Below are 24,018 nucleotides of genomic sequence, written 5' to 3' on the forward strand. Positions count from 1 at the left end.
ACTCTCCAAATTTTGTAAGGCAGCGCGCCTAACGTGGCCCGCTGCTAATAGTTTCTCAATTAAAAGGTACCGCGAAGACCAACACGGAACTGACGACCTGTTTTCCAAACTGATGCTGTACGCGAAGTAGTTACACTGCCATCTTCAATTGCATTACCTTCATCAAGCACAACCTCTTGCGAGTTAGCTTCAAACGCATTACGACTAAATGAACTGGTGTAATAAATTCGGTTAGTTTCATCAGTTAAGTTAAGTGCCTGAAAAGTTAAGCTAAAGTTTTTATTAATTTTATAACTTGAGCTAAAGTCCAAACGATGGGTTGCCTCTTGCCATGTAGCGCCGCCAACTAAACCTCGGTTAACTAATTGATCCCCGGTGTAGCGACTCGCTAAACGTAATTGAATCCCTTTTTGTTCCCAATACAGTGTTGTATTTAGGGAATGCTTTGGAGTGAAAGGTTGTGGTAGTGGTTTTAAAAATATATCGGTATTACCTACCTGCTGACGATCAGATTCTGAATCTTGGTAGGTATAGTTCATGTTTAAACCTAAGCCACCCCAATAACTTGGTAAAAAGTCATAATTTTGGTTGTAACCTAGTTCAACACCTTTAATATCGGCGCCTTTACCATTGGTTACTGTGGTTACGTTTACAACGTCACATTCAATGCGCCATTGGTCAAAAAAGCCCGCGACTTGCCTAAGTGGCATACAATCTTCTTCGCCACCTGGTGCTCTATTCTCATCGTAATCAAGTAATAAATCGGCTGTTTGTAAATCGTATTCGGTCCTAACATCTTTGTAGTGATACGGAACAACCACCGTTTCTTCAAAGTCTTTCATATCTTTGTAAAAGAACGCAGCTGAAAGTAAACCTGAATCGCTAAAGTACCACTCATAAGACAAGTCGAGATTGGTTGATTTAAGCGGTTTTAAATTTGCATTACCTGCTGAGCCATTAGCAGAGTCCCATTGTTGCTCAAAAATTTGTGTACGTGGGTTTAATGAATCAAAACGAGGGCGCGTCATTGTTCTACTAACAGCAAAACGTGCAATCATTTCGTCGTTAACTGCATAATTTAAGTTTAAACTAGGTAAATAAGCGTCATGTCCGCCTTTTTTAGTTACCCATGCAACGCGGTCTTGTACTTCACGTCCGCTACCTTGTGTTCCTGTAAATGAAGTTGTTCTGTCTAAAAATGGCCAAATTTGTCCGTTACTTGCAAAGTGTGCCCATGCATTAGCTGACGTTGGAACTAAATTTCCGTTGCTGTCGTAAATTAAAGAAGGCAATGCATTGTTAGCTATAATGTTGCCATTTTCATCTACAAACACTTGCTGATTTACACCCAATCCTGTGTTGCCATCAGCCCCGGGAATTACAAATTGACCCGTTTGCGGATCAACAGGGAAAGTAGCTGGATTTGAGCGGTTATACGCATGAGTGATTTGCCATGCCCAACAATTTTGTAGCTCAGCATCGTTTGCTGGTGTGTAACGATGATCAGGCTGCCCCGTGTCAGATACCCCCATAACAGCTGCTGGGCAGGCATCTAAATTTGTATTTGCTAAACCACGCTCAACTAACAAATTATACGCATCAACCATTTGTGGAAAACGCGTATAGTTAATACCGCCTACGCCTGTTGCTGTTGTGTCATCTTTTACATACCTAAGGCCTAAGTTACCTGTTAGCTTGCCATCCATCAGCTCAAAGTTTGCTTTAAAATAAGCGGCTTTTGTTTCGGTTTCAATATTACGACTGCCTGTAATGGTTTCGCGTATACCTACTTCGCCTGCATCTTTACCTGAAACAATTTCAAGCGCTTTTTCGGCATCAAGTAACGGCCAGCCATTAAAAAACTGTGCAGAGCGATCTGATTGAATATCTTCACCAAAATTATCGTAAGGATAGGCACTATCAGCTACTATATCGGCTAAGCGAATTGTACCAAGCCCACGTACTTCAAACGCTTGATCAGGGTCTTCTAAATCTATTAAATCACTGCCATTTGTGGTTGCTCTATTTTGAATAGAGACATCTTTTTTACGATTTGACCACTTAACTCCAAATTCAAGCGATCTAATAAAGTCGCCATCAAGCGCATAGTCAAAATCAACAAAAAGCGACTTGTTTGTATCCGCTAATTTGTTTTTACGAAGCACTAAACTACCTAAGTGATTGTGCTCCATGTCATACGGATTAAAACGGCTGTATACCGCATTAGACGTACCATCAAAGGCATCAAATTCCCCTGGAGTAACGCCAGTTGAGTAACTACATTCTCCATTGCTGCCACAGTCGTAGCCAACCATTTCGTGGCTACCATCGGGCATTGATTCAACTATTTGACGACCTGCCGTGCCCCATGTAGCTGTACTAATAGAGATGTAACGGTCTTTTTCATCATCGTCTGGTGTTTCATCTGTCGTTTTAGAAAAACCAGCTCTTACATTCATATTTAATGAATCGGTAACCTGATAATCAATATCGAGTGACGCTACATTAGTATCAATTTCTCTAAGTCCGTAGGAGCGAACAAAGTTACCACCTGTAGAGCGGCTACTTGATTGCTGCAAGGTATTGGTCGATAAATCAACCCCGTTTAGTGCTGTATTGTCGTCACCGGCATAAATTAAAGGTGTTACAGGTCCCATGTTTAAACGCAGTCGTTGACTGTCGGTTAACACATCTTGCTCTGTATGAGTTACATCTAGCTGAATATCGAGTGACTCTGTTGGTTGGTATTGAAAACCTGTAGACACTGACAAGCGATCTCGTTGGTCATTATTTAATGTAAAATCAATAACCTCACGCGCTAAAACAAATAAATCACCTTCATGTAATATTTGCGTTTCAGGGTCGTAATTATTAAGTGAACTCAGTGGATTTAATAATGCTTCTCCATTTTCACCAAAAAGCTTATTTCCATCAGCATCACATTGATTGCCAAGTACCCTGATTGCTTTGCCTGTAACAGTGTCATGTGCTGTACGGCCAGTTGCATCATCTAAATCAACAATAGGAATTGCGCCGTTAGCCCAATCGGTATTGATACGATCTTGTCGTGTTTTTTGGGTATCTTTAGAGGCGGTTATAATAAAGCCAAAGGTGTCGTCGAAGTATTTATCAGAAAAACTAAAATTAATGCGTGAGTCACTTTCATCAGAAAACTCGTTGTAGCGCCCTTCAACCGTAAAAGAACGACGTGGTTTGTTTAAATTTAGCGGTTTTACAGTTCTAAGCACAACACTTGCGCCGAGTGAGCCTTCATCGTTATCAGCAGAAGATGTTTTAATTACATCGATAGATGACAATATATCTGACGAAAAAGAGCTTAAATCAACACTGTTATCGTTAGTAGCACCCGCACTAGAGCCATCGGTACTTAGCCCGCCGGTAAGTGCTACACCATTCATTGATATTTGATTTAAAGAAGGTCCGGCACCACGAATTGATATACGAGTCCCTTCACCGCCTTCTTCTTGAATACTCACCCCTGTTACTCTAGATAGTGCATCAGCGATGTTTTGATCTGTTGATTTACCTACATCTTCAGCATGAATTGAGTCACTTACGTTGTCGGAAAAGCGCTTTGCGTTTACCGCTTTTCGTAAGCTACTTTTGATTCCTTGGACTTCAATTATTTCGATATCTTTTTGTAGTTTTATTTTCTCTTTTTCTTCATCTTCTTGTGCAAAAGCAGATGATGAAATAAGCGAAGCAATAATAGCTGCAGAGACTGCTGATAACCTAAAGTTATGCTGCATTGTGTGCTCTCCTGTTTATCGGCATCGTTTTTCTCAATGCCAGTGTGTGATGATGTTGTCTATTTTTATTGTTAGTTAAGCGCCACAGATAAAATGAATGAACGTCCTAGTATCCTAATTTCGTTTCAGAGCTTTGCTTAACTTGCGATCAAGTTAAACATATGATGTTTATATTTACAAGTTGTTTACTTTGGTTTTTACATTTTTGTTTCTTTTTCAAACGAAGCAATTTAAACCGCTGTTTTTAAACAATTTAAATTCATTAATATTTAAGTGAAAGTAACGTAGATATTTTTATTTTTTATACAAAACAAAAAAAGAGACCCAAAAGCCCCATTAATAAATAAAAAATGTTGTTGAAAATGATCAAAATTGAGTTGTTCAGAAAGAAATTTACGAGGGTTTATAATATTAATTTATGCTCATTAGAGTATTTACAGCTATCAAAAGCTGCCAATCAGCAGTTTTGAAAGTGGTAAACCAAATGTATTACCCATAAACCTAAAGCTCATACATACACGGCAATACACACGATTTTAATTTAAGAACCTAATTTAAGCGCTTAACTTAAATTAAAACCTTATTTATTATGTAACTTAATTTCACTTACCGTATAAGGTTTGCCATGCCCAGTATTGATAATGCCTGGGCCTGTAAGCAAGTCAAAATTCGACATAAGCAAAGAGCCTTTATAATAAATAATATCGGCGGGTTGGTCTAATTCACCATTTTCTGAATTGTTATCGGGGTACGATGCAATAACGGTTACATTTTGGTTTGTATCAATTTTTATAACTTGATTAGTTAAAAAACCTGCAGCGTATAAATTACCTTGAGGGTCTATAGTTAAGCCATCAGGTCCACTTCCTTTTGGAAGTGTTGCATAGGTACTTTGGCCAAGCAGGTTGTTGTTTGTATCAAACGTTAATTTATAAATTAAGTCGTCACCTAGGTTGGTTACAAACAAGTTACCCTGTGAGTCAAACACTAAGCCATCAAGTCCAAATTTACGTTGCTTATTAATTGTTTTAGCCAAAAACAATAAATGCGGATCATCTGTACTGTTAGTCACTAATATATTGGTATCTGTAGCTTTAAAACGATATATCCCGCTGAGAGTCTCGGTCTTATTTTTACTTGGCACACGCAGTTGAGTTACGTAAATATAGCCATTTTGATAGCGCACACCATTTGGCGAACTCATGCCTTTTGCTACTATTTGAGTATTGATGACTTTGTTATTTTTTAAGGTGAGTTTAAGTAATCTAGCTTTGCCAGCACCTTGGTTATCGGCTATAAATAACGAGCCATCGGGGGCATAGGCAAGGCCCATAGGACGGCCCTTCCCTTTATTATTTGGCCCCGACAACTGGGCTATTTTAGTAAACGTTTTATCATTATTAATATTAACCAGCACACCCGCTTGTAGCCCTTTATTGGCATAGTTAACACACGATAAAGTAAGCTCTCCTGAAGGAGAGACAGCAAAAGCGTCTGGGGTTGGGCAATAATCAGGGAGTGATGCAAATAAACTCGCACTCTCAAGCAGTGTATTAGACGTTTTAACAGACGCTAAAGATGCACTTTCTCCCCCTTTATTTATATTTTTATTATTGCTTTGAGCCGTGTGGGTACTGCAACCAAACACAGTAAATAAGCACACTAAACCCGCTAATTTATTTTTAAGATGAGTGATGTTATTTTTATTCATTATTGCTCTCTTTTACTCTTAATTTTTTGCGAAAAAAAAGCAAGGCTTGTTACCAAACCTTGCTTTTTACCTCTCATAGTTAACTTTGTCGTAATCAAACGTTGTAATTAAAAATTGATTACTTGATCTGTCCCAACCTTAGATTTACTGATTACTTCGCCATTGCTGTAACGCACACTTACGTTATCTATTTCGTTGCACTGGCCTAAACCAAAATGAACCACATTATCAAATGATTGTGTATAAGGTGCAGCATCAGGCGACACGCGCCTTGTAAGGGTTTTACCACAGCCTTTAAGTGTCGCTATAGCGCCAATTGGGCTTGCATTATGCTTAAGTGAATTACTTATACGCAGTAATGCATAGTGATTACTGTTATTGGCTTGATTACTAAATAAGTGCCACTGACCTCTGTCGTTATTCATAATAATATCGACCTGGCCGTCTAAGTTGTAATCAAATACATTTGCGCCTGAGCCAATGGTACCTAAGGTGTTTGTTATTAATCCCGAATGAGTCGCTTGGCTAAATGTGTTATCGCCATTATTTAAATACAATATTTGCGATGTAGGCGTTACCAAGTTGCCTTGTTTAACAACAAACAAATCTTGGTAGCCGTTGTTGTTAAAATCTCCCACACTTACGCCGGTCGTATTTAAATTTGTTTTAATGCCAGCTTTAGCACTCACATCTACAAATTTTCCACTTTCATTTTTAAGTAACAAATCTGATGGAGCTATTGGTTTTCTATTTACCGTATAATGTTTAACACCGGTTACAACACCCGTTGTAGGTGAAAAAGTATTACCCGCCATACGCCATTTATCATTGCCTATATAACCAACATACAAACCTTTATTAGGTTGGATATCGGCCCAGCCTAGGCCATTACTGCTAACAATATTGACGTTTTGACCACTGTGCCTTTCACCTTCAAATTTATATTTATAAGTGCCTTCGCCTACAAATACATCTTGGTTTGGATAAGGTGACTGGTAGTTAACTAAATTAAGCGTATCGCCAATAAGTAAGTCATCATATTTAAATGGTCCACGCTTGGTGTAAAAACCAAATGTGTGGCTTTTAGCATCAAAAAACGTATCGCCTGCTTGTAATGGGTTAGCACGACTTATATATAAATCAAAGTCACCATCATTATCAAAATCGATTTCGCTAACACCCGTCGCATCCATTATTTTATTAGGTAAAACATTGGCGGTTACGTCACTAAAGGTAAAGTCACCATTGCCTTTTAAAACACGTAAAGCACCGTCGCCGTAAATCACTAAATCGTCAATTTTATCGTTATTAAAGTCGGTAATAAGGACTTTTTGACCATCTCGATTAGTTTTTGGTAAATCAGCTGCGTGGGTTATATTGCCGCTACCATCGTTTTTATAAATAAAATTACTGGTTTGTTTACCGCTATTAGCCTGCGGGAATCCCATTAGTAATAAATCTAAATGACCGTTGTTATTGGCATCAAAAAACTTACTAGTGCGCCCACGCAACGTTGGCAGTTTGGGTGAAAACTCACCGCCTTCAACAATTTCTCTTTTGTTAAAGTGAAATAACTTAGCATTACGCGCGTTATCGCCAGAGCCACCACCACGTGAAAGCAAAATATCCATTTTGCCATCTTTGTCGTAATCGCCTACGCCAATACCGTGCATATCACCCACAATAAGGTCGCGCCCTTTGTCGTAAACGCCTTTATTGTTCCAATACAAACGAATGGTATAACCATGATCGGTAAGTAATAAATCTGGGTAACCGTCGTGGTCTAAATCGCTTATTAATGCGTTATCCCATTTACGGCGATTTTTGTTTTCTAATTTAATTGCTTGGTGCTGCTCAGTAAATAATGTTTTACCCGGTGTTAGCTGAGCACCCGCTAGGGCACTCGCTTGTTGACAACCTAGTAAGCTTGCGCCCATGCATAACAAAGAAACATGCCATACAATTGTTTTTACTTTCATAAAGTCTCCATGAATTTGATAAAACTTACTTAGTTGTTTTAAACGTTTTATCGAATCGTGGCATGGCATCTAATCGCCAGTTCGCACCTTCAGTCGTTTCGTGAAACCATTTTGGCTGTTGGTTATCCCAGCTCCATTTTTCCATTTCGCGAACCATGTCGGTTAACAGTGCTTTGTTAGATTTACTTACATCGTGTTTTTCAGAAATATCGTTTTCGATATTAAATAACTGCCATGGTTGCTGGTTAACTTTTAATGCTTTCCATTGGTTCATACGAATTGCAGCATCGCTGTAACCCTTACGATGGCGAAGTGCATAAATAGGCTCATCTTTATGTGGGTTTTCATTTTTAATAAATGCAGGCCACATATTTGTACCATCTAAATGTTGGTTTTCTTCAACTTTAGCGCCCGCTAAAGCTGCAAATGTTGGGTATAAGTCAAGTGCCGATACAGGATGCGAAAAACGCTTGCCCGCAGGTACATGTTTAGGCCAATGAAACAACATAGGAACTCTAAAACCGCCTTCTTGTGTACTGCCCTTACCTGCTTTAAGTGGGAAGTTATTAGCGCCTTTACTTAATTTGCCACCGTTATCGCTCATAAATACGATAAGCGTATTATCATACTGATTATTTTTTTTCAGGGTTTCTACTAGTTTACCCACGCCGCGGTCAACTGCGTAAACCATACCTGCATATGTTTTACGGTCTTTATTTTTTATATCAGGAAACATCGCCATATCTTCATCTTTAGCTTGCAATGGCACATGCGGTGCGTTGTAAGCTAAATATAAAAAGAATGGATTTTTTTTGTCCGCTGCTTTGCCTACAAAATTAACGGCTTCGCGCGAAAGTGCATCAGTAATGTACTGCGTTTCTTTTACTTCTTTGCCGTTGTGCTCAAGCGGAGTAATGTACTCAAAAATATTTTTTAAGCCTTGTGCCTTTTGCTTTTTATACTGAAGTTGATATTGGTCAGGAAAATAATTATGCCCACCGCCTAAAAATCCATAGTATTCATCAAAACCACGTTTATTTGGATGATACTGCGGCGCATCGCCCATATGCCATTTACCTAATGCACCGGTAAAATAGTTATTTTCGTTTAGTAATTTACTAATAAACTTAGCGTCAGTAGGCACGCCTACGTTTGAGCCGCGTGTCGGTAAATTAAATTGTGAGCCAATCTTATGAGGATAACGACCTGTCATTAATGCCGCTCGGCTTGGGCCACAAAACGGGTGCGCTACGTAAGCGTCTGAAAAGGAAGTACCCGATTTAGCAAGATCATCAATATTTGGGGTAATAATATCCTTAGAGCCATTAAAACCAACATCTGCATAACCTAGGTCATCTGCAACAATAAGAATAATATTGGGTTTTTGTTCACTTGCGTGTATGCCCGCAGAGCCAATTAATAAGGCAAGCGATGATAAAGCGCTCAATAATTTTGTGTGTGTTTTCATAGTGCCAATCTCAATTTTGATAATAAAAAATAGCAGGCCAATTAAGGCCCACCAAAGGGCATTACTCGGCTATAAAAAAGCTTTCATGTGGTGATTAAATTTAGTTAATGATGGGTCTTCAATACGCTTAAGCTCTCCTGCCATTTTATGCACTAAATCAGTAAGCTGTTTTTTGTATTTAGGATTATCTATTTGGTTTGTGATTTCGTACGGATCATTTTTTAAGTCGTATAATTCATCGCGGCTGTCGCCTGGATTCCATACAAATTTCATTTCAGGGGTACGTATAGCTCTAATACCAAACCATCCGCCGTTGTACCATTCGTAGGCATATAACGAAATATCATCTTTACCAGCATCGGCACTATCGCCTTGTTTCATCAATGGTAAAAGTGAACGCCCATCTTCGTCGCCATCAAGGGGTAGTGTCATCCACTGGCGAAGTGTTGGTGCTATGTCTAGCATAGACACTTGGCGGTTAATTATTTTAGGCTCAAGGCTAGGGTCACGAATAATAAGTGGCATACGCATTAATTCGTCGTAGGCATATGGGCCTTTGTCATAAAGGTTATGCTCGCCTAGCATACTACCTTGGTCGCCTACTAAAATAATGTGTAGGTCGTCGTATAAACCTTCTTCTTTGGCGGTGTTAATAAGCTCGCCAACTGCGTGATCAATCATGGCAATGGCACCATAGTAAAAACTATGCGCTTTGCGCCAATCGGTTTCAGTCATGTGGCTTACATCGTGCCAAGGCCACCAAATATCATCTTGTGCCATTGGTTTATGTTTACGTTCTATACCAAAGTTTTTAGGAAGTTTTATGTCTTTGTAGTCGTACATGCTGGCGTAAGGTTCTGGTACGCGGTACGGCGGATGAGGTTGCTCAAAACTAACAATACCAAAAAATGGTTTGTCTGATTTGGCCGCATTTTGCAGCATTAATTTGCCTTCGTTTACTTCTTTAGCTGTTACTGTATCTGCGTATGTACCCGGAAGTGTTTTGTAGTAATCGTGCTTTTCGCCGTTTTTATCGCGCTCACCTGCATTCATACGGGCAACATTTTTTTGTGTACCATAAGGCGTAAAAGGACGGCCATTACGCTCTTCATCTTTATCGTGCCCCCACATAAAGTTTGCACCGCGCAGTGCTGGGCCTTGTGCACCTAAGTGCCATTTACCTACATAACTTACGTCGTAACCTACGCTTGTTGCACGTTTAATTACGCTGCCTTCACTAAGTGATAACTCCGAAAGGCGAGAATGATAAAGCCCCACGTTATCGTCAAGCCCCGTTTTATGTCCCCAGCGTCCAGTAAACATAGCCGCGCGCGAAGGAGAGCATAAGCCAGTAGATGTCATCGCTTGATCAAAACGTGTACCTTCGTTTGCTAATGCGTCAATATTTGGCGTTGAAACTGGGCCATTACGATAAGAAAACGTATCAAAGCGCATATCATCAAACAGTAAAATCAGCACATTTGGCTTTTTGGCTTCAGAGTTTTTCAGCTCTGCATCTTTTGCATATAAATTGGGAGCAAATAATGTGCAGCACCCTAACAGCATCACCATTTTTATTTTAAATAAGTTCATGTGTGTGTCCTTTTAAACAACTAAAAATTGCTACGTCAGTGTTTTAGCAATCTGCCTGTACTTTATTATAAAAGCATAAAATTGATTTCAATAATATAAACATATGATGTTTATATTGGCAACAAGTAAATTTTAATTTGGCTAATATTTACACTTTATTAGAATGGGCTTTAGGGTTTTTATTGCTTTAACCACGTTCTCACGTAATCAATTTCCATTGATGTTGGAAAACCTTGTGCAGACTGATTATCTGAAGGATAAAATTGATTACATTTCCATTGTGTATGCGGTGCGCGTAAGCCCTGCGATAATGTTAAGTTCATATCGCGGTGCCAGTACAAATTCTTTTTATAGCCAACCTGAACGTTATCTACATACCATGTAATGTCGTCTTTGGTTATATTAACCCCATAAGTATGAAAGTCTTCACTGGGATCAAATGGTAAGTGATAGCCATTATGGTTTGTTTCTGGCGAGCTACCAGGTCGCATCCACTTGGGTGCGCCATCTTTTATAACAATATTATGTAGGTCGTGGTCCGACTCCTGAAGCGTCTGTTTTTGAGTTAACTCAACTACATCTATTTCACTATATTGCACATCGCCTTCATTCGTTAAAGTACGATCTATTTTGCTGTACATCCAAAATGCAGGTGATACTCCCGGAAATTTATCCGCACCCTTTATACGTGCCTCATAATATCCGTAACTCCCTGTTGCCCTAGACTTAGCAACTCCCGAAGTGTAAAACAATCTATAATTAGGCACTTTTGTTTTATTACAGCCATCCCAAAACGTTCTTAAATGCGTTTCTCGTTTAGTGGTTAGTTTTAATATGCCTTCAGAAACACTGGCATTTTCATCTTTCCAAGACCAAACACCGTAGTTTTCTGTTTGAAAATTCCATTTTTCAGCATCTTTAATATCAAACTCATCTGAGCGTTCAGTTTGTAAAACCCAATTTTCGCCTGGTTGCGCAATATGAGGCATCGGCTGAGCATTAACCCCTGCACTACCAAGGATTAAGCTCAACGATATTGCTATTAGTTTAACCTTATTATTTGTTTTCATTTACTATCCACAACTTAATGTATCGTGTTAATTGAAAAGCGAGCACATAGGTATGTACCCGCTAAAAAACTATTTATTGAGCTGTAACTTCAACAAGCAAGACACCCTCAGAAGGAATATCAAAGCTGGTATTCATTTTATTGCTCGTCATTAAGTTTTTAACATGAATAGATTTACCATTTTTAAGCGACAGATCAACGGTTGCTGTTGTGTGGCCTAAATTTAAAATATTAACCAGGTAACTACCATTGTCTTGCTTAACAGTACGCCATGTTGTGGTTTTAAATGACTCACCATTATCTACTTTTACAACAACATCAGGCGTACTACCCGAAACCTCTGCAAGTGCAGTTTGTTTAATAGCTTCAACATCGGCCCCTTTTGGCATAACAATAAGCTTACCTTTACTGGCAACTAACTTAGCCTTACGCGGATGCCCGTACTCGTCTAAAGACAAGCTTTGCGCTGAGTCTAAAATAACGGTACCACCTTTGTTTAAATACCCTTGAAGCGCTTTAAATTCTTCATCTGTAACAAAGTTATTGCGATAAACCAGTATTGCATCCCAATTGTTATTGTCTTGCTTTTCGATTACATCTTTAGTTGCAAAACCAAGCGGGAAACCTTCAAAAAATAAATTTTCGTAAAGTGTGTAGCCCTTTGTCATATAGTCGTTTGTATTAATTGCTGTTGTTTCAGAGTAAAACAAACGAAGTGGGCGACGCTGCTCTCTAAGCTCAACAATTTCCTCAGAAAAACTATTAAGATCAAACATTACTTGGGTAACTTCGTTAGTTACATGTGGCTGCATATTGTTAGAACCCGCAAATGCACCGCCAAGACCTGGGTCAAAAAAGTCCAGATCGCCTTCTAAACGATCCTCTGGTGAACCATCTGGATCACGCGCCCAAAACCAGCCCATATTGGCATCCATACCAAGTAAAGTTGCAAGCCAATAAACACTACGTACATAGCTTGTACGTGTGTCTAAATCTCGCCACTGACCTGATGATAAAAAATGAGACTCTGAATTTACATTAATTTTATTCGGCGCAACTGATTCCATAAAGTCATGAAACATAGTAACTATGCCCCAGTTATATGCGTACTTTTCAATCCACTTAGATGACTTACCTGGGCGAATATTTTCGCTACCAAACGACTTAGCATCGTGCCCTACCATGGTTGTTAACTCAGCTAATGCTTCGGTATCAATACCGCCAGAGCGTGAATCGTCCATAAACATGCGCGGCATAATTTTTATATGGGTATCAGCGTCTTCATTTACAGAATGCAGTTCGTTTTGAACGTAAGTAAACCAGTCAGTGCTTCTGTCCATATTATAACGCGTCCAGTCGTACCACTTAGGCTCGCCTTTAATCGCAGGATCAATCGGTATCTCAATAGCTACATCTGCAAACTGGCTAAAATGCGTTCCCCAGTTTTCATTTAGCTCGTTAATATCACCTTGGTATTTTTTATCTAACCAACTTCTAAACTTATTTAGTGTGTATGAAGAGATGCTGGTCATTTCTTCATATTTTTGTGTCCAGTGGCCTTTTTCGGCGTACCAATGCGGCTCGTTAGCTAATACAAACCCAACTTCAGTAACTTTTTTGCCTTTAGTAAGCTCACCCGTTTTACGAATTATTTTACCCCAAAGATCTCGCGCTAATGGGTTATCAATATCGAATCCTGTAAATAACGAACGGCCTTTTCTAACTTCTGGCTCTTGCTCTTCAACCCACTTTGGAATACCCATTAACCAGTAAACTAAAAAACCAATGTTGGTATCAGGGATACGCGTCAGCTCTTTCATTAACTCTTCGTCAAAAGTGCCATCTTCACGCACTAAAAATGAATTAATGGCACGGTCGTGATCTACCGGGTATAAATCTTCACCGCCATGATAGAGCGCGCCTAAATGATCGTTATAAATATCTTTATTTGTAAGTGGCTGACCAACACTCTTTGAAAAGTAATCATACAAAAAGATAGGCTTGCCATTACTCACAAACATATTATCTTCTGCTTTTGTATTTTGCCAATCAACCTTGTTCACTGGGCGACGTTTAATATCACCTGCGAGCTCTTTACCAAGCTCTTCAATGCCTTTCTCTAAAATTTGAATTACTTTTTCGCGCTCAAAGTTTGGTAACTCTTTTGCTAGCTTTTCTTTATCAGCGGCATAATGGCGCTCGTACCCAAATAATTTGACGACTGCGTCATAATTATTTTCATCCCAATTGGCAAACTTTAAAAATTGTTCTGAAAACCAAATAATACTCTGTTCACGTGTTACATCAATCTGCTTACTTTGCGCTTGTTGCATCATTTTTTTGAGTTTTGCCATTTTTAGAATCGCAACTTGTTCGTAGTTATCTTGCGTTGCGCTTTGTGTTTCATTGTTATCAACTTTAACTACGCTTTCTTGTTGTGAGCATGCTGTTGTAAGCAAAAACAAGGGGGCTAGTGTGAAGCCTAAAAGATGTTGTCTCATATTTTTCTCCCGTTGAGGTCGTTATCTGTTAACAGGTTTTTACACTGTTGTTATTATGTGCAACAGATAATATACATCATATGTTTGTATTTGTAAGCTGTTTGAATGTTTTTGTAATTAAATTTAGATCAACCTTACATATTGAAGACTTAGGAGTAGTGTAACTTGAATGTTTTACCTCTACTTGAGTCGCTTACTAACAAAGCAGCTAGAGTATTAAAACACTTGACTACTAAATCAATTTAGGCTGATGCTAAAAAAGTAACTCTCGAAACGACACCTGATTAAAACATATGTGTATTTTAGCTAGGAGTAATAAGAATGGATAAATCACTGAGTAATGAAAATGCTCAATTAAGGCAAGGTTATCGCTCTGTTTAGAAATATTTTAAAAAAATTAAATAACTGAATAAACATTAGCAGCCAAATCTAAAACTTATAAAACTGAAATAGACAAGTTCTTAGTAAATAACTCTCTTTTTACAAAAGCTGACGTTGCCAATCTTCTCGAAATTAAAAGTGCGGACAGACTTGTTGTTGATCAACTGATATTTTTTGTCACTAACATTTATCCTAACGCTGAGGTAGCCTACCCTCGATTTCAACTTAACTTTATTGATAAAAATTAAGTCAATAAATCTTGAGCTATCAAAGTAGGTAAATCACTCTATGAAAACAGGGATCTCCCTTTTTGGTTTAAAAGTTATAATCACACTTTAGAATGTAGTGATATTGAGGCAATGAACAAGCCTGATATTTATCAAGATATTCTATCTGGTGTATAGACTGATATAGCAACGAACTTATTTTGATCCAATTATTTTTTATACGTGATTATCTCTTCTATTTTGCAGTCGAAGTAAGCACATAATGCATCCAAAGTACGCGTAGTTGTTGAGTAATTATTGTTATTAGCCATTTTTGACATCGCGGCTTTATTTACTCCTGCGGCATTTGCAACTTCATCTAACGTAATTTTACGTCCCTCTTTCAATGACTTAGCTGCGATTAATTCCTTTAAGTTATAAACAATCATTTTAATACAACCAATTATTTAAAAAGTTTCTTTACAGGATACTTTCTGTATGATTTAATCACTTTAGTTTCTTGTGAGGATACTTTTATGATTAAAAATGAATTTACTTTGCTTTCTGCTAAAGAACTTTCAAGCTTTATTAAGTTCAGTCCAGATTACATTAACCGTAAGTTGAAAGACAATGTTTTTTTTGAGGGTGAGCATTACATTAGACCTTTTGGATCAAGAAAAATACTTTACCTTTTAGAAAGTGTAATGGAAGAAATGTACAACACCACGTATAAAGCTGAGCGCGAATTTGTCATTCCTCTCGCAAGTGGAGGTGTATGTTATGGCTAGTGTAAGAAGCCGAAACGATAAGTTGTTTTTTGATTTTTATTATCAAAATATACGATGTCGTGAGCAGACCTTACTCAAGGATACAAAAGCTAATCGTATCAAACTTGAGAAAGTTCTAGAAAATATTGAAATTCAAATTATGCTCGATCGTTTTGTTTACCGAGATATGTTTCCGAATAGTAACCGCTGCAAGGCTTTTAAACTGTTTGATGACCAGATAGAAGCTATAAAAGCTAATGAAACGAATAAAGCTGATGTTATTTTACAGAATGTACCTAACTTCGAGGCATTTGCTTATGAGTGGCTAGAAGAAAGTAAAATTCATTGGAAAATTAGTCATTTTAAAAATGTGTCTATGATCTTTGAGCGTTATTTAATTCCTGAATTTGGCAAGTTTAATCTTGATGAAATAAGCCGTGCTCATATTATTAAATATCGCGCGGGCATATTAGAGCCTAAGCGTAGTAGTAAAAAACAATTGAGTAATGATTGGATCAATCATGTTATGACACCTCTTAGAGGCATACTTAAAGAAGCGTCATTACGTTATGATTTTCAAACTCCTTTTAACAATATAAAACCACTAAAAGTAGTTAAAACCAAGATAGAACCTTTTTCACTCAAGGAAGTTCAGCAATTTCTTAAGTATGTAAGAAGTGATTTTCGTAATTATTATACCGTTCGCTTTTTTACTGCGATACGAACAGCAGAGATTGATGGCCTCAAGTGGGAATACGTTAACTTTGATCGAAATGAAATTACTATTCATGAAACCTTAGTTGATGGCAATGTTGAGACACCTAAAACAGCCACATCATATAGAAATATCCAGCTATCTAGAGTTGTTGTTGATGCATTAAAAACACAATTCAAAATAACTGGTAAGAACACTTATGTTTTTTGTAATAAAAAAGGTAACCCTCTTGACCATCGAAATATAACTAAAAGGGTGTGGTATCCAACGCTAGAAGAGCTCTCTTTAAAGAGGAGACGCCCTTATCAAACAAGACATACATGCGCAACCTTATGGCTTTCTGCTGGTGAAAACCCTGAATGGATAGCTAAACAAATGGGTCACAGCACCACTAAAATGCTATTTGAAGTTTACAGCCGTTATGTTCCAAACAATACTCGACAAGATGGTAGTTCTTTTGACCGCCTACTTCTAAATGCCAACATTGAAGAAGAGGCTACTTATGAATAACTATATCTATGGTTGGTTAAAAAATTTACATATTAATGGTACTTTGCCAACAGCCAATTGTGAGCTATTGATAAGTAAGCAAATAATTTACGCTATTACATCTGCTGATATTGCTAGAAAATGCCAAATAGTGTCTGGCTTAGCTCAATTTCAGTTAACTCACGATATAATGGGTAATCATGTTGTTTGTGATATAGAGCCTATACTTTCTCAATGTAACGAACAGCAGTACCTTAATTTAACTTCGATGATAAATAATACAAATGAGCATTTAATAGCACGATTTTTTAAGCTACTTAGCTTCGTCACATGCAGTGAGTTGCAGCCTTTTATTGATTTTATTTTAACTAAACAAAGCATTTTACAAAAATTCATACAAGCACCGGCTAGCCTAAACCACCATCATTCTTATACTCATGGATTATTTGAGCACAGTATAGAGGTAGCTGAAATTGCATTTAATAATGCTAAACACTTAAATCATTCCAGTATTGAATGCCAAGCTGCATTAGTAGCTGGCTTATTTCACGATATTGGTAAAATATTTGTCATGCTACATCAAGCCAACGATCGCTACATACCAGGACCACACGAAGGTTATAACTTTGCTATCTTAGCTGAACCTTTAGCGAAGCTAGGCAGTCGTAATAGGCAATTGCTGGAGTTATTAAGCAGTTTATTAGCAGCCAAGCCATCTGGCTATCAAGCGAGATATGCAATTGAGCATATTGTGCAACAAGCTGACCGATGCTCTTCTGAATCAGCTTTTATACATGCTAAATTTCAAGAACTTCCTGATTATTACCATTTTTGTAAAGTTGGCGATAAAGTTCTTAAAAGAATGAGTTAACGTTTTAAAATACCTAAACTTAATTTGAAGCTATTAAGGGGCTTCGCCGGCCCTATAACTTATAATAAGCAGCAAATGAAGAAAGCTCATTAAGCTATGGTGGCGCCTCGACTTTTTATATGTACCTTTACTACCCTTTACTGTAATTAATAATCCAACTTCTAAAAAGCCATTGCCATTATGTTTACCTAGAAACCTGCCCTCCTCAATTGAGGCGCTTTCGATGTGACTATCGCTTAATCCAAATGACGAAACTAATTCTTCCCAGTAAGACCTCGCTTGAATAACATTTTGATTTTGTAAATCTACTTGATGAAAACGAAATTTGAAGTGGCTCGACTTTAATTTAAATTTTATACATAAATTTAAAAAGTTGCGTATTACTTGCTCATCAGGACAACGAAGAGCGAAATTCTTCCCTGCAGCACCATATTTCAATATTTGTAGGGCATCAAATGCTTCACTAAGCGTTACATTTTTCTGACTTAATAAAGTATCAAATTTCTGACATAAATAATAAAATGCTTTTTGTGAAGAAACTCTTTTTAAGTCATCTTTAGTATTATCTAAACTTGGGAAGTTAGGAATTAAGGGCAGCTTTTTACCTTTCCTGGGATATTCCCTGCTTACACTCAGAGCATTATCATGTAATTTTTGAACTTGCTCCACAGGGAGTGAGTAACTCGATGCTGTATCGTGTATTGAGTTTAGTTCTAGCGATTTAAGAGCATTTGCATAATCTAACATTCTTATTTGCCCATCAACTTCAAACTTTTGTTTAAAACCTTTAAACGATGGTGTGATTAAATCACTAACCTTACCTGCATATTGGATCGAATAGTCTTGCTCTTGTTTTTTACTATAAAATTCAATTCTTTCAATTAAACTTTCACCTGGCATAAACTCCTTAAAATTAGATCTCCCTATACATTCAGATAAAAAATACTTAGATACTGTATATGTCTGATTCATTTGAGCGCAATGCTGTATGTCCTTTAAGTGTAAATAGCTATTTAGTGTCGACACTGTGACTTTATGACCAAGTAAATGAGACAAAAAAAACATTTTTGAGCGAGTATTGTCTTTAACTTTTAATCTTTTGTTAAAGTGAGTAATAAAACTTTGATCAAATAAGCCATTTTCAAATATAGATAAATACTGCCTTCCCGTTAATACCAAGTTTGAATTTAATCTGTACCAAGTCCAATTAGCAAAGCTATGTCTTAGGTGATGAATTCTTAGAGTATGATCCTTAGTATAGTAATGCAGTAATTGCGTTAATAGCTCGTATGCTTTATTTACGCTAACAGAGCAGTTAAATAACAATGAATTTGATGGCTTATTTTCAGTGTTTTTTTGAACGTCATAAAAGCTTCTTAGCTTGGCTAAATGCTCTTTTGGCCATAACGCATCTAGGGGTAGTTCTCTTCTAGCTGAAGGTGTTTTTAAACCCCTTATTTTATTTGGTCTGATTGATAGTAGAACCCAATCATATTCACCTTTATTTGGCTTTATAGGTGAAACCTGAATATCACCAAAGTACAGCTTAGCGGCTTCATTACGGCGCAAGCCACTATAAAAACAAAAACACATTAATAAATATGCATATAACTCAACCGGACTGTTATTGAGGCTGTCACTTAAATATTCAAGAATTGCGCTTACATGACTAGCTGAAACTAAATTAGCATCAACTTTACTTTGGACAGGAGCTATATCAAGATCGTCAATACACAAGTCTTTGACAATTTCAGACTCTATTAAAAACACAGAGAAATAATATAAATACTTTTTACGTTGGGCAGAATTAAAATATTCACTCGTATCATTTAACTTTATTGCCCAATCTGACGCTGATATTACTGCTAGATCAGTTCGAGTAAAAACATTTAAAAAAGGTTCACTGATACTTTTCACATAATCAATTACTGTGTCTACTTTTAACTTCTTTTTAGTTACCCCTCCCTCTTTCAAAAGATAATAAAGCCAACCACACAAAATATTGAAATAAACACTATTTTTATCATTTTTCAATTCTTGTTCAACAAATTTAATGCACTGTGCCCTTGAAGCTCTTTGGCCATTCAGTTCCCTCAAGTTTTTATAGGTATACTCTAACTTGGCTTTTATTAATTTAGGCTCAATATAATCAAAGCTGTCACTATCAAATGACAATAGCTTATTAAGCTCATTAAATTTCTTAGGTTGTTTTGCTATTTCGTCTGCAACTAATGCCTTATTACTTATTAACCTTAAAAAAGCTGTTTGAGGTAGCTCGGTACAGGTACTAGACCGTAAATACATCTGATAGTCGATAGGGCTGAGGTTGATTATAGTATCTATTTTTCTAAGTGTTCGTAATTTTAAAAGTGACAAGCTTTGCCAGTTTTTACCACTAGCTTCTGTTAAAAACGTTATTATAAATTCACTTAATCTATTTTTATTTACTCGTATTTTCTCAGACGGCTTAATGAAGTTTTTATGATGTAATAATAAAAGGACAACAGCATCACATAGTACGTATCGTCGTTCCTCTTTTTCGCTTTTCCCATACCAAAATACTTGACCACCTAAATACATTAAAGCATCCGGGGCATTTATGATTGTAATAAGCTCGTCAAACTGAACACCTGTTGTCATATATAAAAATAAAACTAACCGACCATAACTAGCTTCTTTTGATAAATTAGCAGTTGGTGTTTGTAGCTCTTTACTTAATATTGACTTAATTTGTAGTGCTATCGGTAGTTTTATTAATTCTACTGGTGATAACATAGGTTTATCGCGCTTTAGTACGACGATTTGAGGGACTTTTGAAGATTCAATACCATGATGCTTTAATCCATAATTTAATATAGCATCAATAAGCATGAGCTGAAGGTGTTTAATCGTTAAGTCTTCTTTTAACCGTGACTTTAAAATGTTCATTTCACTAGAAAGAACATTCTCATCGGATTTTTTAAAATACCTAAGCATTAGCATGCATAGCTTTTTATATTCGTTTAAAAAATCATCATCGCTAAATCTAATTCCAAAATCATTATCAGAGCCGTTTCTATAAGCATTTACAATCTGTTGAAAACATTGATGGAACTTACCTTGCTTCTTCAGTTCATTTAAATAAGATCGGACTTTAGAGTTTGCCACCCTACCCCCTTAAATAACTTATCTAGGATAGGTAATAATTCATTTACAGAATCTATGTAATTTAGTGTCGAATAATCAGCTAAAGGAACCTCACCAGACTGCCAATGGCCCATTTGAAAGTTTATTAGCTCTGAATTGACGTTGTTATAAAGCAAATTACTTTTAAGCCAATGCCTTCCTGCATTTGCAGGTATTTTATGTTCCTTAGGTAACCTGAGAACTAACTCTGTAGGAGAAATACCTTTAGTAACAATTCCTGCTCTTTGTCTTTGAAATATGAATAAAGGTCCATGATTTATACGTGAATTTCTAATTAGCTTAAACCACTGACAAGATTCTTTGTAATCGAGATTTAAGCTTTTAGAGGCGGCATTTAAAAAGTCATCTATTGACTGGCATAACTTGGGCTTTAATACTCTTATTAACCCTCTCAAACAACTAAGGTGCTCTTGATAAGCTGTGATTTGCGCATTTAAAATAGACGGTAAACAAACTAATCTAGAATGCGTAAAATCACTATCATCTTTATCACTTATCCCCATGAGGTTTAGCGTTGGAAAATACAGGGAAAAAGTTGGTAACGGGTTCCAAACAGCCCGATAACCCGTTCCAAACATTAACATCCATGCCGTATAGACTGTAAACGCGTTATGGTATTTTAAGATTGCATCAAGTTTTTTTAAAGAGTTTAACTTAGTGTTTTTAACTTCTAATGCCAAAGCTGCTATGAGGCTCTTAACTGTCATATTCTCTGGTGTAAATTTAGAACCAAGCATACGATTACGCTTATCAAAACACACTAATTCAAAAAGTTTTATAGGGGATTTTTCTTTACAATAATCATAGTAATCAGACTCAACTTCTTGCCAAAACTCAAATAGCCTTTCACACCGCGTAACATCATCAATATTGCTATAGCTTCGAGATACTCGAGTAGAGTACATTTTTACATCGTAACTAAAGTCTATATAAATAGGGTCTATCACACCTGTTGCATTAATATAATTCCCAATAAAATTACTAATGCTATTGATACTTAGTCTTCCGCTATAAGCTCTATCTGATAACTTTTTTAATTTTTTGGCTAAACTGCTTTCAAGTGCTGCAAAATTGTCTACGTTAATAAGTAAGCCTTCTTTTCTGCCCTTCAAGTATTTAATTATTAAATCTGTCAAAAATGTAGGACAGGCAGTAAATACACCATTCGCTGTTTTAATAAGACCAACTTTTTTAATCGTTGGTTTAGCGGTTTGAGTTATAGGGAAATACCACCAGCCTCGACCATTTTCATCTAGAAACAAACCTCGTGTTTTGTCATCTATTTTATTAAATATCTGTAAGCTTTCTATCTCATGTAACGTCTTACCCAATAAAAACATCAGCCATCCCAATATCGCAAGCTCAATATTTTTATCGGAACGGCCATACTTATTTAATGTATCAAATAATAAGCCCAGTTCTGGCGCCTTTAATAATCGCGTATCTTGGTAAGCAATATTATGAGCTCGGTGCACATTGCGAGTTATATCTATTTGTTTTTTCTTCTTAGAGGCGGGACTAAAAATCATTTCAATGCTTTGATGATCGGTTTTATCTCTTTCAGTATTGCTTTCATTGTTATCAATTACAAAAGGCATCTGAACCTCAGAATCTTCAGGGTTAAGTCCCTCTGTATCTGATAAAAAGTTTAAAGATGGTATTAAAACTGACAAATTATCAACAGCCCCAGTAATAGGTAAAGTATTAGGTTTTTTATACCATTTAGCGATGGAGCCTCTGTAACGGCCTCCTCGTTTATACAGCCGAGCTGGTTGCCAGTCATTCTTATAAAAATGAATTAAAGTATTTAAATAACCTCTATCCGTTACATTATTAGTATATATATCATTATTAATAATTGACTCTAACTTACTCGCGATTGACGAAGCTGAATCAAGGTAGTTTGTTAATATTTTATCTTTATAAGGTACGAAGGCTATATTGGACTTTTTCATTAATAAGCGAAACTTATTACAAACCTCAGCTTCTCTTGTTGATGAGCTTGTAGCTAATTCAGGATCGATGAGTGTATGTATTTTTTTAAAATAATTACCAATAAAATTAGCAAGAAGATTTAATGATTTTGAATCTTGCTTATACTCATATGATTTAATAAGTAATACATAGAATGGTATCTCATTGCACCAACCATTTTTATATGTGCTGCGATTAAAACTCTCTCTTGAGCTTGCATCTAGCTCAACTCCATACTCATTAAAGGCATAATAAATATACTCAGGAAGACATAGTTCACTTTTAGTAAATTCCCATAGCTTCCATGACGCATCATTCATCCTTTTTAATAATAAAAAAACTTGTGATAAACCACTCAAATCTTCAGGAGCACTTATGCGAGAAGTAAAATCATCAAAGTCAGATTTTATATCCTCGATACTGATTTCCAAGTTTACCCCTTTGCAATACAACTCAATATGCTCAAGAAGCTTAACTTTTAGCATACCCGTCATAATTTAATCACTTTTGTACTAATTTTAAGCCATTTACATAATTCTGTTTTTGTTTTAATAGCTGGAAATAAGGTACGCCATTCTGTTGAATCAATTACTGGTTGTTCACCTTTGAATAAGCCAATAAGTAACTCTGAGATTAAAGGGCCGGATGCATTAAAGTACTGCTTAAAAAGTAGTCGAACAATATCATTAAGAAAAATTAAACGTCTAAGATCGGGTGTCGGACGATTAGGAAGGATCAAACATGGGACAAGTTGATTTGACTGATATTGAAGTCGACAAACTTTATGAAATGTAAATAAGCCAGAGACTAGTTTTAACTTTTCGTTATCAGTTTTATATCCAATTATCGGGGCTTGATAAGCATCAAGTTTCCAAGTAGTAATTGTATCAAAGCTGTCGTTTGAACTTGGTTTTAAAAACGAAAATAAATTTATATTACTGATTAAATTATCTATGGTTTTTTCAAGGGTAATATTTTCTGCGACAATATACTCAAATGTAGACCTGTCTAATAATTCATCGATCTTTTTTAATTTGCCTTCAACATTCTCATCAATCATATTCAGCACCAGAACAATAAGTAGTCATTTTTGACATTTTCATAATGTGCCTAAATAGTGCCCAGATCAAGCTTTAAATGTTCGTAAAACACTCAAAAACAGATTTTAATATTAACTAAATTTTATCTAAGTTATTGTAATAATATGCAATTAATTATATTTACTGGAGATTATTATTTATAGAAGTAGTTAAAATAACGTCTTGACATGGTAGGGGTCGGTGGTTCGAATCCACTCAGTCGTACCAACATTTAAGTAAAATAAATAAAAGTACATCT

Annotated in this window: 14 protein-coding genes; 3 read left to right on the forward strand and 11 right to left on the reverse strand. The window is 36.6% G+C overall.

Annotated features, from left to right (window positions below):
- Nucleotides 1-59: 59 nt before the first annotated feature.
- The 8 genes from AAEY68_RS15330 to AAEY68_RS15365 all read right to left on the reverse strand — a co-directional run bounded on the left by AAEY68_RS15330 (nucleotide 60) and on the right by AAEY68_RS15365 (nucleotide 15,127).
- Complete coding sequence (locus AAEY68_RS15330) at nucleotides 60-3,770, reverse strand: TonB-dependent receptor (protein WP_166377580.1); 3,711 nt, start codon at nucleotides 3,768-3,770, stop codon at nucleotides 60-62.
- A gap of 580 nt (nucleotides 3,771-4,350) precedes the next feature.
- A complete protein-coding gene (locus AAEY68_RS15335) occupies nucleotides 4,351-5,481 on the reverse strand; it encodes a Vgb family protein (RefSeq protein ID WP_024594193.1) in 1,131 nt (376 codons plus the stop codon).
- Between the two features lie 107 nt (nucleotides 5,482-5,588).
- Nucleotides 5,589-7,460 (reverse strand): CRTAC1 family protein, encoded by a 1,872-nt coding sequence (locus AAEY68_RS15340; RefSeq protein WP_024613064.1) that lies wholly within the window; start codon nucleotides 7,458-7,460, stop codon nucleotides 5,589-5,591.
- A gap of 25 nt (nucleotides 7,461-7,485) precedes the next feature.
- A complete protein-coding gene (locus tag AAEY68_RS15345) occupies nucleotides 7,486-8,928 on the reverse strand; it encodes a sulfatase-like hydrolase/transferase (RefSeq protein WP_024594195.1) in 1,443 nt (480 codons plus the stop codon).
- A gap of 69 nt (nucleotides 8,929-8,997) precedes the next feature.
- Nucleotides 8,998-10,521: a sulfatase-like hydrolase/transferase gene (locus AAEY68_RS15350; RefSeq protein WP_024594196.1), complete on the reverse strand. Its 1,524-nt coding sequence runs from the start codon at nucleotides 10,519-10,521 to the stop codon at nucleotides 8,998-9,000.
- 179 nt (nucleotides 10,522-10,700) lie between these two features.
- Complete coding sequence (locus AAEY68_RS15355) at nucleotides 10,701-11,591, reverse strand: family 16 glycosylhydrolase (protein ID WP_024594197.1); 891 nt, start codon at nucleotides 11,589-11,591, stop codon at nucleotides 10,701-10,703.
- A gap of 73 nt (nucleotides 11,592-11,664) precedes the next feature.
- The gene (locus AAEY68_RS15360; RefSeq protein WP_024594198.1) at nucleotides 11,665-14,091 is read right to left on the reverse strand and encodes an alpha-amylase family protein; all 2,427 of its coding nucleotides are present in this window, start codon (nucleotides 14,089-14,091) and stop codon (nucleotides 11,665-11,667) included.
- An 817-nt stretch (nucleotides 14,092-14,908) separates the two neighbouring features.
- Nucleotides 14,909-15,127: a helix-turn-helix domain-containing protein gene (locus AAEY68_RS15365; protein ID WP_024594199.1), complete on the reverse strand. Its 219-nt coding sequence runs from the start codon at nucleotides 15,125-15,127 to the stop codon at nucleotides 14,909-14,911.
- A gap of 87 nt (nucleotides 15,128-15,214) precedes the next feature.
- Here AAEY68_RS15365 and AAEY68_RS15370 point away from each other — a divergent pair, with 87 nt between their 5' ends.
- Genes AAEY68_RS15370 through AAEY68_RS15380 form a run of 3 tightly spaced genes read left to right on the forward strand, consistent with a single transcriptional unit; the run spans nucleotide 15,215 to nucleotide 17,520 of the window.
- A complete protein-coding gene (locus tag AAEY68_RS15370; protein WP_024594200.1) occupies nucleotides 15,215-15,466 on the forward strand; it encodes a hypothetical protein in 252 nt (83 codons plus the stop codon).
- Entirely contained in the window at nucleotides 15,459-16,670 is a 1,212-nt protein-coding gene (locus AAEY68_RS15375; protein ID WP_024613063.1) for a site-specific integrase, read from the forward strand. The genes AAEY68_RS15370 and AAEY68_RS15375 overlap by 8 nt, the downstream gene beginning before the upstream one ends.
- Entirely contained in the window at nucleotides 16,663-17,520 is an 858-nt protein-coding gene (locus tag AAEY68_RS15380; RefSeq protein WP_024594202.1) for an HD domain-containing protein, read from the forward strand. The genes AAEY68_RS15375 and AAEY68_RS15380 overlap by 8 nt, the downstream gene beginning before the upstream one ends.
- A gap of 33 nt (nucleotides 17,521-17,553) precedes the next feature.
- Here the strand turns inward: AAEY68_RS15380 and AAEY68_RS15385 are convergent, their stop codons facing one another.
- From AAEY68_RS15385 to AAEY68_RS15395, 3 genes are read right to left on the reverse strand one after another with little or no spacing between them, the layout of a single operon-like run.
- Nucleotides 17,554-20,667 (reverse strand): site-specific integrase, encoded by a 3,114-nt coding sequence (locus AAEY68_RS15385; RefSeq protein ID WP_166109283.1) that lies wholly within the window; start codon nucleotides 20,665-20,667, stop codon nucleotides 17,554-17,556.
- Nucleotides 20,637-23,111, reverse strand: coding sequence for a hypothetical protein (locus tag AAEY68_RS15390; RefSeq protein ID WP_139015469.1), 2,475 nt, complete (start codon nucleotides 23,109-23,111; stop codon nucleotides 20,637-20,639). The genes AAEY68_RS15385 and AAEY68_RS15390 overlap by 31 nt, the downstream gene beginning before the upstream one ends.
- 59 nt (nucleotides 23,112-23,170) lie before the next feature.
- Nucleotides 23,171-23,740, reverse strand: a complete 570-nt coding sequence (locus AAEY68_RS15395; RefSeq protein WP_024594206.1) for a hypothetical protein — start codon at nucleotides 23,738-23,740, stop codon at nucleotides 23,171-23,173.
- Nucleotides 23,741-24,018: the final 278 nt, after the last annotated feature.

It is taken from the genome of Pseudoalteromonas sp. RB2-MNA-CIBAN-0110, from assembly GCF_040309305.1.
GTDB lineage: Bacteria > Pseudomonadota > Gammaproteobacteria > Enterobacterales > Alteromonadaceae > Pseudoalteromonas > Pseudoalteromonas arctica.